Raw genomic sequence first — 12,607 nt, 5'->3', positions numbered from 1 at the left:
AGCAGCAGTTCCTGCTGCAGGCGGTGGTCACCGCCGCCGCCGTAGAGGCGGTCCGTGATCCCGCGCGCGGCGTCGTCATTGGCCGGAACGTTCGAATCGAGCAATAGCAGCGGCACGCGCCCGACGTCGGCCCGCCAAATGTGCGCGCGCAGCGTCCGGTCGCCCGGCAGGGGAAGCGTGACCAGGGCCGGCGAACCGTCTTCCTCACGGAGCAGTGTCAGCGGCAGGCCGTCGGGGTCAAGGACCGGGTAGGTCTCCTGCTGCCAGGCGTCCCGGGACAGGGACTGCTTGAAGTAGCCCGCCTGGTACAGCAGCCCGACGCCGATCAACGGCACGCCCAAATCCGAGGCTGCCTTCAGATGGTCACCGGCCAGGATCCCCAAGCCGCCCGAATACTGCGGAAGAACCTCGGTGATGCCGAACTCGGGCGAGAAATACGCGATGCACGCCGGAGCATCCGGACCCAGGCCCTGGTACCAGCGCGGCTCACCCAAGTACCGGTCCAGATCCGAAGCCGCCTGCTGAACACGCTCGACGACGGCGCCATCCGCTGCGAGCTCCTGCAGTTCCTCGCGGCTAACCAGGCCGAGGAAGGTCATGGGGTCATGATTGCTTTGCTCCCAGGCTTCGGCGTTCAGCGCGGAGAACAGTTCGCGTGTCGGCAAATGCCAGGACCAGCGCAGGTTCTTCGCCAATCGTGCGAGCGGGGCGATTGCTTCCGGCAGAACCGTTCGTACCGTGAACCGTCGAATCGCTTTCACTTCCGGCCACCTTCGAACGCGGACTGGGCAGGTTTGGTCGACGTTTCCATGCGGGTTACCTCCAAGAGGTTGTTGTGATGATTGGGGAGATGTTGGCTAAGGGTGGGACCACCGCGGCGCCGGGGTGGGTAGGCCTCTGCGGGCACAACCGGCACAGGGCAAGCGCTTACATGCTGTGGACGGGCATCATTGGCTCCTCCTGCGCCCGGTCCCGGAACTCAGAAGCAGGCAGCGGTCTCCAGGTTCCGTCCACGCGCTATTCCGGGGCCTTCACGAGCCGGGAACAAGGGGACGCGGCTACTCGTGGATCCGCGGCGGAAGCCGGCGAATTCCCGCTCAGGTTTGCGCGACATCGACCGCATCGTCAATTCGGATGATTGGTACCGAATGATTCCAAGCACGACTTACTTCCTTAGTCTCCGGGAACTCTGATCGGTGACCATCCGCCATGTTGTATCAGGAGGAATCTCATCGCCGTTCGTCGACGCGCCTTGTCGACGCGGGTCGATGGCTCGACAGTAGTTGGCAGCGCGACGGTGTGTCAAATGTCACAATCACGTTCGATAGGAGCGCGTAATGAATGCCTCGAATTGGCGGACTGCACCCGGACGGCGGGGCGATTCTACGGCTGCACGGCGCGTGCCACGGCGGTGCTTCCGCGCAACGTCAACACCGGTTCAGCGAGCCACTGCACGGCATCCGGCCCGTCACTCCTGAGGCGCCGGGTAAGGAATTGTGCTGCTTCACGACCCATGACGCTCGGTTCGGCGGACGCCGTCGTCAGGGCGGGCATGAAGCGCTCCGCGGAGCCGGCACTGGTGTTGATCGCGACAATGGAGAGAGACTCGGGCACTCGCCAACCGTGGGCCGCCGCCGCACCCAGAAGGCCTGCAGTCGCCGCTTCGTTGATCATCACGAGCCCGGTTGTTTCCGGAGATTCTTCCAGGATCTGTCCAAACACCTCGCGACCGCCGGCAAGTGAGCTCGTGGCCGGATACAGCCGAGCGCTGATCCCGTGCCTCGACGCAGCAGCTGCAACGGCATCCCAGGATCGGACCATCGGGCCGTATCCGCTGTCCAGGGACTCACGCGAATGCGTCACAAGGCCGATCTCAGTGTGCCCCAGGCTGACGAGATGCGACACTGCCAGCTCCCCCATAGCTTCGAAATCTGCGTCCACGAATGTCAGGCCATCAGCATCCGTGGGCCGTCCGATCGTGACGAAGGGAACACCGGTTTCCAGCAGGACAGGAATCCGTTCGTCGAATGACCTGACTTCCATCAGGAGGATTCCATCTACGAGGCCCTGGGCCACGATCCGCTGCATCTCGCCCAGGTCGTCGGGGTCCATTGGCCACAGAAGGAGATGGTATCCGTCAGCACGCGCCTGCTCGGCGGCACCTTGGACGTATTCGAATTCCGTGGTGTTCATGCCTTGCTCCCCGACCGGAAAAATCAAGGAGACGATACCGGTCCGTTTGCCGGCCAAGCCCTGGGCGAGCAGGTTCGGCGTATAGCCAAGATCGGACATGGCCTTCAGGATGCGCTCCCGCGTTTCGGGAGCAATCGGCCGGACACCACTGAGGGCATAGGACACAGTGCTCCTGGAAACGCCCGCTACCCGCGCAACATCGGCCATAGTTACCAAGGACTATCCCCCTGTATTGTCGGTGGCTGTTTTGCGGTGGGCCCGCGAATGACCGCGAGCCGCCAGACGGTAATGCCTCATAGTAAACCGTAATCGGTTGGGAAAGTGGTGGAGGCATGCTGAGCCCACTGTTGCATACACGCGGCGGCTAAGCGAGGGTGCCAGGATTTACGCGTTCTTGCCTACAACCCAAGACACCGCTGAAAATGCCGGAGAAACGAAAGAGCCACCCCCGGCGGGGTGGCTCTTTCAATTTCCAAAAAATCTGAGGCCCTGCCCGGAACATAAAACCCACGTTCCAAGCAAGGCCTCCATGGTGGAGCTGAGGGGACTCGAACCCCTGACCCCCTGCATGCCATGCAGGTGCGCTACCAGCTGCGCCACAGCCCCATATTTTCGCTGCTTCACGAACCATGAACTGGCCGGAAAACCCCGTCTAGTTTTCGGATTCCTCCGAAGCAACTCAAATATCTTAGAACAGCATTTCCGAAAATTCCAAATCGGGCATATTCAGTTGGTTTGTGCCTTAAAGCCTAGGATTCCTCGACGGCGGGAGCCTTCGCCGAGGCGTCGTCACCGAGTTCCAGGTCCACTACGGGGCAGTCTTTCCAGAGGCGTTCCAGGGCATAGAAGACCCTGTCCTCGGAGTGCTGGACGTGCACCACGATGTCTGCGTAGTCCAAGAGGACCCAGCGGCCCTCGGAACGTCCTTCGCGGCGGACCGGGCGGAGATCCTGCTTGAGCAGCTCTTCCTCGATACCGTCGACGATGGCGTTGACCTGGCGCTCGGTCGGGGCCGAGGCGATCAGGAAGACGTCAGTCAGGGCCAGACGTTCGCTGACGTCGAGGGCGATGATGTCCTCGGCCAGCTTGTCCGCTGCCGCGCGGGCGGCGTGGCGGGCCAAGAGGACGGATTGTTCATGTGCAGTCACGGGACTCCTTGTATGCGGCTTCGAGAATAGACGAAGCCTGTTTGGTGGCAAAAGCCGTTATGGTCAGCGGGAAAGTCCGCTGGTGATCATGATGATGCCCGCAATCAGGGCGATGGCTCCGATGCCAACCAGTCCCAGGACCAGGAGCCGGGTACGCTGGGCGCGCCCAAGTCCCGCCGTCGCGGCGTCGAGCGGTTCAAGTCCGTAGGCCGAACTTGCCGAAATGGGCGGATGTTCTGCCGCCTCGGCCAGCGCTTCGCCATCGGGTTCGGGGCCCGACGTCGGGCGTCGACCGGCCGCTTTCGCAGCGGCCTCTGCGCGCGCCAGCACGCCTGCGCGGCCGCGCAGGTTGCGTGGCTTGCCCGACGCCGACTGCCCCGGCTTCAGTTTCGGCGCCGGGGAGGTCACAAGGGGAACGAATGTGGTGCCGGGCGGCTTCATGACGGGACGATCGAGTCCCGGAACCTTCACGAATTCCAGGGGCGTCACCATGGCGAGGTTGCTGGCTACGGAAGGTTCAGCACGGACAGGCCCGGAAGGACGGCTGTTCTGTTCGGCGAGCCTCTGCTTGGCCATGGCCCTCTTGTTGAGGATGGCCTCGCGTTCAGCCTGGGCGATCTGTTCGGCCAGGGCCTCCGGGTCCGCCGGCTCGACGTCGGCACCGGAAACCGCGGATTCGGCGGCGGGGACTTTCTGCACCGCAGATTCCATTGCAGCGATGTGCTCAAGCTTGTTGGACTGGTTGTTCGCTTGGGCGGCCAAAAGCTCGCGGGCCATCAAGGCCTGCTCCACGGTCATTTCCGGCGCACCGGGAGGAGGTCCTGCCGTGACGCGGACGCCGCCGCCGGGCAAAACGCCCGGGCGATCAGGACCGGACTGCTGCCTGCCGGGAGCCTGGACCGGGACACTGGATGTCCTTGGCCCTGAGCCCGGTGCCGGGACAACGGGGATCGCCGAGGTGCCCGGTGCAACTTCTTCCTGCAATTGCTGGAGGCGCAGCTGACGGCGCGTGGGCGGACCGCCGCGGGAAAGCTGCTGCTCCTTGTCCGCGAGTTCCTTGATGGCACGGAGGGCGGCGCGGTCGCGTGCACGCGCCTGGGAGGAACGTTCCGAGGCGGGTTTGGCGTCCAAGGGAGCATCTGCCACCCGGCGCACCCGATTGGCCGAGGCGCCGCCGGACGCGTGGTTGGCGTCGTCGGAGGTAACGGCCTCGGCTACCGCGGGGCGTGCGCCTGTTTCTTCCAGGCGTGCGTCCCGGGCTCGTCGAAGCTCGCGCCGGCTAGGGATGGGGGGCTGTTCCTGGCTCATTCAAAACTCACTCGGTACGGGCTTGGTGTTCTGTTCCGGTCATAGCATGCAGGGGCTCCCCCATGCCGGGTTTGCCCGAGTACAGCTTGTATTTGGCGATGTACTGCACTACTCCGTCAGGTACGAGGTACCAGACCGGATTGCCTGCACCCACGCGGGCGCGGCAATCCGTCGACGAAATCGCCATGGCGGGCACTTCCAACAGACTGACGTCTTCCCTGCCCATGCCGTCAAGAACATGACCGGGCCTGGTGACACCGACAAAATGCGCCAAGGACCAAAGCTCGTCGACATCTTTCCAGGACAGGATCTGTGCCAGGGCGTCCGCGCCCGTGATGAAGAACAAGTCCGCATCCGGCCGCTGCGTCCGCAGATCCCGCAGGGTATCGATCGTGAAGGTGGGACCGGGGCGGTCCACGTCCACACGGCTCACCGTGAAATTGGGGTTGGAAGCCGTGGCAATGACCGTCATCAAGTACCGGTGCTCGGCTTCGCTGACTTGCTTGTGCGATTTCTGCCAGGGCTGTCCGGTGGGCACGAAGACCACCTCGTCCAAGCGGAACTTGGCAGCAACCTCACTGGCAGCAACCAAGTGGCCGTGGTGAATGGGATCGAACGTCCCACCCATCACGCCCAAGCGAAGTCGGCGCCCCGTTTCCTCGAAGGGTTTCGCGGCGGAAATGTTAGTGACCCAGCCCTGGGTGCTTGGCCGGGTGCTGGCGGTGCGGATCCGAATGTTCTTCGACGGCGTCGTGACGGTTGCCAAGGTTCGTGTAGGAGACTGCCACAAACATCAGGACCAGCAGGATGCAGAACATGGAGACACCGAAAACCCAAGGTTCAGCCCACAACGGTGCCGGCGCTTCGGCTCCGCTCTCGCCCCCTTGCGTGAGAATTGAAATGGCGATCTGCTGAAACTGCATTTTCTCCCCTAGCGGTTCAAAGGATTTCGACGGCGGATCCTCCCGCCGTTCAGGACTTCTGTTCTATGTTACAGCGTTGCTAGGCGCGGACCTGGCCTTCACCCTGGACGATCCATTTCGTGGTGGTCAGCTCGGTCAGGCCCATGGGACCGCGTGCGTGCAGCTTCTGGGTGGAGATTCCCACCTCGGCGCCCAGCCCGAGTTCGCCGCCATCGGTGAAGCGCGTGGAAGCGTTCACGATGACCGCCGCCGAGTCGATGTCCGCAATGAACTTCTCAGCGTTCGCCAGATTGTTCGTCAGGATGGCCTCCGTGTGGCCGGTCGACCATTTGCGGATATGCGAGACGGCCTCGTCAAGGTTGTCCACCATCGCAACAGCGAGGTCAAGGTCCATGTATTCCGTAGCCCAATCGACGTCGTCGGCGGGGACCGTGTCCACGGAGCCGGACAGCGCCGCTTCAATCCGGGAGTCGACATGCAGGGTGACCCCGGCGGAACGAAGTGCGGCGGCGACCGCGGGCAGCACGGTGGATTTCGAGTGGACCAGGAGGGTTTCCACGGTGTTGCACACACTGGGGCGCTGGGTCTTGGCGTTGAGCAGGATGTCGACGGCCATCTCTTCGCTGGCGGACTCATCGATGAAGATGTGCACGTTGCCTTCGCCGGTCTCAATGACGGGCACAGACGAGTTGTTCACCACAGTCTGAATCAGGTCCCGTCCACCGCGGGGAATCAGCACGTCCACGCGGCCACGGGCACGCATCAGGACATTCGCGCCCTCGCGGCCGAACTCGTCCACGCTCTGGACGGCGTCAGCCGGCAGCCCTACGGATTCCAGCGCATCGCGGAGGATGGTCACAAGGGCTGCGTTGGTGTGGGCGGCAGCCGATCCGCCGCGCAGGATCACGGCATTGCCGCTCTTCAAGGCAAGTCCGGCGATATCGACCGTGACGTTGGGGCGGGCCTCGTAGATCGCAGCGACTACTCCCATGGGCACGTTGACCTGGCGCAAGCGCAGGCCGTTGGGGAGGGTCTGGCCACGGACGACGTTGCCCACGGGATCCGGCAGACCCGCCAGGTTTTCAAGGGCGGCCACAAGGCCGCCGATGCGGGCAGGAGTCAAGGTCAGGCGGTCCAGCATGGCAACGGAGGTTCCGTTGTTGCGGCCGGACTCAACATCCTTCGCGTTGGCGGCGAGGATTGAATCCTGCTGTTCCCGGAGGGCCGCGCCGATAGCGCGCAGGGCGCGGTCCTTCCAGGCACGGTTCGCCTGGGCCATGTGCCGCGCTGCCTGCCGGGAGCGGTCCGCGATCGAATGCACGGCCGCCTCCACTTGCCCGGGCGTGAGCGGCGCGGTTCCCAGCTCCGGAGTTTCCGGCACCCGGGTGGCATTGCCGGAAGCCAGGGCGTCGGTTATCACAGGAGAATCAGGGGTAAGGGCCTCAGTCATTCTCCAAGTTTAGTGGAGCGGGACGGCTGGACCAGTACGAGGTCGTCAACATGAACAACTACGCGGTCATATCCACGGCCAAGGTCCTTGGCGAGCTCCTTGGTTGAACGGCCAAGCATGCGGGGAAGCTCTTCCGCGGAGTAGTTCACCAGTCCCCTCGCAATCACGGTGCCGTCGGCGGAAACCATCTCCACGGGATCGCCGGGCTCGAAGTCCCCCTGCACCGACGATATTCCGGCGGGCAGCAGCGAGGTGTGACGGTCGCGCACCGCCTTGACGGCGCCGTCGTCGAGGATCAAACGGCCCCGAACCGAAGCGAGGTGGGCCAGCCACAGCAGGCGAACCGGTTTGCGGTTGCCGTTGATGGCGAACCAAGTGCCCACGTCCTCGCCGGCCAGTGCAGCGGCGGCATTGGCCGTGGACGTGACGAGGGCGTGGATGCCGGAGCCCGCGGCGATCGAGGCCGCCTCCACCTTGGTGGTCATGCCGCCGGTACCGACGCCGGCTTTGCCCGCCTTGCCGATGGTCACGCCGACGAGGTCGGCGGGACCGGTAACGAGCGGAATGCGCTTTGCACCCAACGACGGCGGACCGTCATACAGGGCGTCGACGTCGGACAGCAGGACCAGCGCGTCGGCCCGGACAAGGTGCGCCACCAAGGCGGCCAGCCGGTCGTTGTCACCGAAGCGGATTTCGTGGGTTGCCACGGTGTCGTTTTCGTTCACGACCGGCACGACGCCGAGGTTCAGCAAGCGGTCGAGCGCCCGGTATGCGTTGCTGTGCTGGGTGCGCCGCATCAGGTCATCGGCAGTCAACAGGACTTGGCTGACCGTGACCCCGTGCGCAGCAAAAGCCTGCGAATAGCGCGCCATCAAAAGCCCTTGGCCCACACTGGCCGCAGCCTGCTGCGTGGCGAGGTCCTTGGGACGCTTGGCGAGCCCGAGCGGTGCGAGACCCGCCGCGATGGCACCGGAGGAGACCAGGATGATCTCCGTCCCGGAATTTCGCTTCTCGGCCAGGGCGTGGACCAGGGCCGTCAGCGCTTTCTCCGAGATGCCGCCTTTGATGCTGGTCAACGAGGACGAACCTACTTTGACCACAATCCGCTTGGCGCCGGCCAACGCCTGGCGTTCCGCGGCGTCGTCGCCTTCGGTGACTTCAGCGATGCGGGCCGTGCTAGTCGTCATTTCCGGCTTCCAGGCCGCTTTCCTTCAGGGGCTTGGGCAGACGGCGGCCGCTGACGGACTCGGTCCAGATTCCCGCCTTCCGCTCGGCTTCGAGCTCGGCACGTGCTGCAGCCTTGGCCTCGCGGCGCTCGAGCTGCTCGTCGCGCTTCTGCGAACGGGTGGGACGGTCGCCGATGTCGGCAACGCGAATGTCGGTTCCTCGAGGCGTCGCCAGGAGTTCGGCGCCCGCCATCATGGTGGGCTCCCAGTCGAACACCACGCCGTCTTCCTCGCCGATCACCACGGTGTCGCCCGGAACGGCACCCATCTTGAACAACTCGTTTTCGATGCCGAGCTTGGCCAGTCGATCGGCGAGGTAGCCAATGGCTTCTTCGTTGGTGAAATCGGTCTGCTTGACCCAGCGGACCGGCTTTTCCCCGAGCACGCGGAAGAGCGGTTCGAGGTTCTTCTCCTCGCGGCGGATCTTGAAGCCGGACTCGTTGACGGCCCGGGGGCGCAGGACAGGCGCTGCGACCTTGGGAGGCGCAATCGCAACGGCCTTGCGGGCGGCCATGACGATCTCGCCCATGGCGAAGCTCAATTGGCGCAGGCCTTCATGGCTCGTGGCAGAGACTTCGAAGACGCGGTAGCCGCGCTGTTCCAGTTCTGGGCGGACGAACTCGGCCATATCCCGACCGTCAGGCAAGTCCACCTTGTTCAGGACCACAAGCTTGGGGCGCTCGTTCAAGGGGACCACTTCGCCGTCAACGCCGGCGTAGCTCATGTCCACCGCGTACTTGTCCAGCTCTTGCTCGATGATCGCAAGATCGGTGAGCGGGTCCCTGTCCGCTTCCAAGGTTCCGCAGTCCAGCACGTGCACCAGCGCGGCGCAACGCTCTACGTGGCGCAGGAAGTTGTGGCCGAGGCCCTTGCCCTCGCTGGCGCCCTCGATCAGCCCGGGAACGTCGGCGATGGTGAACCGGACGTCACCGGCCTGGACCACGCCAAGGTTGGGGATCAGGGTGGTAAACGGGTAGTCGGCGATCTTGGGCCGCGCCGCGGACATCGCCGCGACAAGGCTCGACTTGCCCGCGGAGGGGAAGCCAACCAGCGCGATGTCTGCGATGGACTTCAGTTCCAGGACGATGTCGCTGGACTCGCCTTCAATACCGAGGAGGGCGAAACCGGGCGCCCTGCGCTTCTGCGAAGACAACGAAGAGTTACCAAGGCCGCCCATGCCGCCTGCGGCGGCGACGAACTCGGTGCCTTCGCCGACGAGGTCAGCAAGGACGACGCCGTCCTTGGTCTTGACCACCGTGCCGTCCGGGACGGGAAGGACGAGGGTTTCACCGTTCTTGCCGCCCCGCCAGTCGCCCATGCCCGGGCCGCCGTTGGTTGCGTGGCGGTGCGGTGCGTGGTGGTAATCAAGCAGGGTGGTGGTTTGGGCATCGACGCGCAGGATGACGTCGCCGCCGTTGCCGCCGTTGCCGCCGTCGGGTCCACCGAGGGGCTTGAACTTCTCGCGCTTAACAGAAACACAGCCGTGGCCGCCTGTTCCGCCGGATACGTGAAGTACTACCCGGTCTACGAAGGTCGCCACGTGTTTCTCCTCTATGTGGAAATTACTGCTTGAAATGCGTGTTGCGCCGCTGTTGCGCGGCCGCCCGCCCTAGTAAATTCTAGTGCGGTTAAAAAGACAGGTGGAGCGGGCCATACGGCCCGCTCCACCCGTTCAGAACGTGTTATTACTCTGCAGCTGCAGCAGCAACGATGTTCACTACGCGACGGCCACGGCGAGTACCGAACTCAACCGCGCCTGCCTGCAGGGCGAACAGGGTGTCGTCGCCACCGCGGCCGACACCGGCGCCCGGGTGGAAGTGGGTGCCGCGCTGGCGGACGATGATCTCGCCTGCGGAAACGACCTGGCCACCGAAGCGCTTCACGCCGAGGTACTGGGCGTTGGAGTCACGACCGTTGCGAGTGGAGCTCGCGCCTTTTTTATGTGCCATTTGAAATGCCTGCCTTTAAATTCTGGGGAATCTGTTGAAAACCTGAACAGCAACCAGTGGTTACTTGATACCGGTGATCTTGATCTTGGTCAGTTCTTGACGGTGACCCTGGCGCTTCTTGTAGCCGGTCTTGTTCTTGAACTTCTGGATGACGATCTTCGGACCACGGAGGTCTTCGAGGATCTCAGCCGTAACCTTGACCTTGGCCAGATCCGCAGCTGCGGAGGTGACCTTGTCACCGTCCACCAGGAGCAGTGCGGGCAGCTCAAGGGTGCTGCCGGCTCCACCGGGGACGCGGTTCAGGGTTACGTAGTCTCCAACGGAAACCTTTTCTTGGCGGCCGCCTGCGCGGACAATCGCGTACACCACTTGGGCACTCACTTCTCTCGACGTTTATTACTAAATTTGCGTGCGGAACCCCGATCCAAAAACGGGCCTGGTTCACGCTGTGCCTCAACGCCGTGGACTCCGGTACGGAATCCATGAGTCATCCCTCGAATAGTTCTAAATGAAAGGTCAGTTCCAAATGAACGGTTTCTAGGGGCATAACCCAAGTGTTGGCGTAAGCACCGAAGATCTAGATTACGCTAGTTTCGCCTTCGGCTGCAAATGAGGCCAGGTCCGGAGGCTGCCACGTGATGGCTGCCACAGACTGGCTATGCCGCCATCCGGTACCGTGCCCGTCCACCTTACCCTGCCGGCCGTGAAAAGCTCGGATCCTCACGCCGACACGCTGCAACGCCTGCGGGGACGGGCCCCGTTCCGGTGCCTCCTCCCCGGAAGACCGGCTCAGCCGTGCAACCTTGGAGCATCGAAGAACGCCGTTTCATAGCGGCAGGATTGGGCAAACGCCTCCATCATCGCTGTGCGCTCTGCGGGCGACGCAACCTGCGCGGCGGCATCCGTGATGTCGATCGCCTTGCGGGTGGCCTCCGCGAACGCCTCGTCCGCGTAGGTGCGCAGCCAATCCGCATAGGGGTGCTTGTCCGATGCTCCGGCCTCGACAAACCCATGGTGGAGCCGCTGTCCCACCTCGGCGTACAACCAGTAGCAAGGCAACACGGCAGCAACCAGCACCGCATAGCTTCCCGACGCCGATGCCGCCAGCAAGTGGTCCACGTAGGCCTTGGTGACCGGGCCCAGCTCTCCGCTCACCTGGCGTCCACTGAGCCAATTCCGGTGCAGCTCGGATTCGACTTCAAGGCACATCTGCGAGCCGCGGGCCCAGAACAGCTGTTCGGTTTCACTCGGAGCGAGGGCGCTTGCCCGCGCCAGGACCCTGGAATAGCCGTTGAGATAGATGGCATCCTGGGACAGATAGTAGCTGAAATTCGCTTCGCTGAGACCACCGGATTGCAAGTGCTGGATGAAGTCCAAGCCATAAATGGCTGCCAGTTCCGTTTGGGCGGCGTCCCACATCCGGACGGCGAAGTCCCCCGGTTGAAGGGCCTGCTGGAGCGCGTGGAAATGATGGATCGGCCCGTTGCCCTTCCCTACTTCCAGCACCTCGGACCGGGTCAGCGCCTCCTGGAGCCAGGGCTTGACGACACGCAAAGCAGACTCCCAATCGCCGAGCCGCGCCTTGGCCGTCGCCATCGCCGACGACAGGGAACATCCCGTCCCATGGCTATTGCGGGTCTCCACCCGTTGGCCGGCGAATTCCACCACGTCCTGGCTCAGGACTCCCCCGGTATTGACCAGGGCATCGGGGCAGCCGGCTCCCTGCAGATGGCCCCCCTTCACCAGGACGGTGTTTCCGCAGCTAGCGGCCAGGCGTTTGCCTTGCTCCAACGCCGATGCCCAATCAGTGGCAACAGGCTCGCCAAGCAGCATGGCCAATTCCGGAAGGTTGGGGGTCACCAGGTCTGCGAGGGGCAGCAGTTCCCGCAGTGCGGTTTCAGCGGACTCCGCGAGGAGCCTGTCGCCGCTGGTCGCGATCATCACTGGATCCAGGACGACGACGGAGGGGCGCGCCTTGCCGAGCCAGCGGCGGACTTCGTGGATGACCGCCGCGTCCCCGAGCATGCCGATCTTGACGGCATCAACCGTGATGTCGTCGCTAATGGCGTCCAATTGCTGGCGCAGGAACTCCACGGGAGGCACATGGACGCCAGTGACGCCCTGTGTGTTTTGTACAGTGAGCGCCGTGATGACGGCCATGCCGTAGCCGCCGTTGGCCGCAATGCTCTTCAGGTCTGCCTGGATCCCGGCACCACCTGAGGGGTCCGAGCCGGCGATGCTGAGGACCCTGGGGATGGGGCGCTGGATGGCCTTGAGCGGGTAGACAGATGATTGCGCCGAAACAGTCATGCGAGACATCCCTTCGCCGGTGCTAACCGGACAGGTTCAACGGGTCTGGTCTCAGCCGGCTCGGTGCGCGGCACCCCGTGTCAGTCCCCCAGCTTAACCC

General features: G+C 63.9%; 12 protein-coding genes, 1 tRNA gene and 1 riboswitch. All 13 genes read right to left on the bottom strand.

Annotated elements, in window-relative coordinates; translation table 11 throughout:
• Positions 1-761: alpha-glucan family phosphorylase (gene glgP / locus AC3WJM_RS14585; RefSeq protein WP_492272228.1), on the bottom strand; the 761-nt coding region annotated here is incomplete at its 3' end.
• A gap of 622 nt (positions 762-1,383) precedes the next feature.
• Positions 1,384-2,400, bottom strand: coding sequence for a LacI family DNA-binding transcriptional regulator (locus AC3WJM_RS14580; RefSeq protein ID WP_284991227.1), 1,017 nt, complete (start codon positions 2,398-2,400; stop codon positions 1,384-1,386).
• A gap of 323 nt (positions 2,401-2,723) precedes the next feature.
• Positions 2,724-2,799, bottom strand: a tRNA-Ala gene (locus tag AC3WJM_RS14575).
• A 143-nt stretch (positions 2,800-2,942) separates the two neighbouring features.
• A complete protein-coding gene (gene rsfS, locus AC3WJM_RS14570) occupies positions 2,943-3,341 on the bottom strand; it encodes a ribosome silencing factor (RefSeq protein ID WP_059389355.1) in 399 nt (132 codons plus the stop codon).
• 63 nt (positions 3,342-3,404) lie between these two features.
• Positions 3,405-4,649 (bottom strand): hypothetical protein, encoded by a 1,245-nt coding sequence (locus AC3WJM_RS14565; RefSeq protein ID WP_492272227.1) that lies wholly within the window; start codon positions 4,647-4,649, stop codon positions 3,405-3,407.
• 7 nt (positions 4,650-4,656) lie between these two features.
• Complete coding sequence (gene nadD / locus AC3WJM_RS14560; protein ID WP_059389356.1) at positions 4,657-5,277, bottom strand: nicotinate-nucleotide adenylyltransferase; 621 nt, start codon at positions 5,275-5,277, stop codon at positions 4,657-4,659.
• Between the two features lie 55 nt (positions 5,278-5,332).
• Complete coding sequence (locus AC3WJM_RS14555) at positions 5,333-5,572, bottom strand: hypothetical protein (protein WP_059389357.1); 240 nt, start codon at positions 5,570-5,572, stop codon at positions 5,333-5,335.
• 79 nt (positions 5,573-5,651) lie between these two features.
• Positions 5,652-7,022, bottom strand: a complete 1,371-nt coding sequence (locus AC3WJM_RS14550; RefSeq protein WP_492272226.1) for a glutamate-5-semialdehyde dehydrogenase — start codon at positions 7,020-7,022, stop codon at positions 5,652-5,654.
• Complete coding sequence (proB, locus tag AC3WJM_RS14545; RefSeq protein WP_306959431.1) at positions 7,019-8,209, bottom strand: glutamate 5-kinase; 1,191 nt, start codon at positions 8,207-8,209, stop codon at positions 7,019-7,021. Before proB ends, AC3WJM_RS14550 begins: the two co-directional genes overlap by 4 nt.
• A complete protein-coding gene (obgE, locus tag AC3WJM_RS14540; RefSeq protein ID WP_284991215.1) occupies positions 8,199-9,788 on the bottom strand; it encodes a GTPase ObgE in 1,590 nt (529 codons plus the stop codon). The genes proB and obgE overlap by 11 nt, the downstream gene beginning before the upstream one ends.
• Before the next feature lie 145 nt (positions 9,789-9,933).
• Positions 9,934-10,197 carry a 50S ribosomal protein L27 gene (gene rpmA, locus AC3WJM_RS14535; RefSeq protein WP_003803426.1) on the bottom strand — a complete coding sequence of 88 codons (264 nt, stop codon included), beginning with the start codon at positions 10,195-10,197 and terminating at the stop codon, positions 9,934-9,936.
• 60 nt (positions 10,198-10,257) lie between these two features.
• Positions 10,258-10,566 (bottom strand): 50S ribosomal protein L21, encoded by a 309-nt coding sequence (rplU, locus tag AC3WJM_RS14530; RefSeq protein ID WP_028267456.1) that lies wholly within the window; start codon positions 10,564-10,566, stop codon positions 10,258-10,260.
• Between the two features lie 420 nt (positions 10,567-10,986).
• Positions 10,987-12,507 carry a bifunctional hydroxymethylpyrimidine kinase/phosphomethylpyrimidine kinase gene (gene thiD / locus AC3WJM_RS14525; RefSeq protein ID WP_492272225.1) on the bottom strand — a complete coding sequence of 507 codons (1,521 nt, stop codon included), beginning with the start codon at positions 12,505-12,507 and terminating at the stop codon, positions 10,987-10,989.
• Positions 12,499-12,595: riboswitch (TPP riboswitch) on the bottom strand. (Overlaps the previous gene by 9 nt.)
• Positions 12,596-12,607 lie beyond the last annotated feature (12 nt).

The sequence above is a fragment of the Arthrobacter sp. FW306-1B-G06A genome (genome assembly GCF_058781765.1).
The sequence above is the reverse complement of the archived record's forward strand: the minus strand, read 5'-3'. Positions and strand labels throughout refer to the sequence as shown.

Excerpts from the sequence above, each read along its gene's own strand:
- AC3WJM_RS14550 (WP_492272226.1), bottom strand. The coding sequence starts at position 7,022 with ATGACTGAGGCCCTTACCCCTGATTCTCCTGTGATAACCGACGCCCTG.
- nadD (WP_059389356.1), bottom strand. The coding sequence starts at position 5,277 with ATGGGTGGGACGTTCGATCCCATTCACCACGGCCACTTGGTTGCTGCC.
- proB (WP_306959431.1), bottom strand. The coding sequence starts at position 8,209 with ATGACGACTAGCACGGCCCGCATCGCTGAAGTCACCGAAGGCGACGAC.
- AC3WJM_RS14555 (WP_059389357.1), bottom strand. The coding sequence starts at position 5,572 with ATGCAGTTTCAGCAGATCGCCATTTCAATTCTCACGCAAGGGGGCGAG.
- thiD (WP_492272225.1), bottom strand. The coding sequence starts at position 12,507 with ATGACTGTTTCGGCGCAATCATCTGTCTACCCGCTCAAGGCCATCCAG.
- AC3WJM_RS14580 (WP_284991227.1), bottom strand. The coding sequence starts at position 2,400 with ATGGCCGATGTTGCGCGGGTAGCGGGCGTTTCCAGGAGCACTGTGTCC.
- rpmA (WP_003803426.1), bottom strand. The coding sequence starts at position 10,197 with ATGGCACATAAAAAAGGCGCGAGCTCCACTCGCAACGGTCGTGACTCC.
- AC3WJM_RS14565 (WP_492272227.1), bottom strand. The coding sequence starts at position 4,649 with ATGAGCCAGGAACAGCCCCCCATCCCTAGCCGGCGCGAGCTTCGACGA.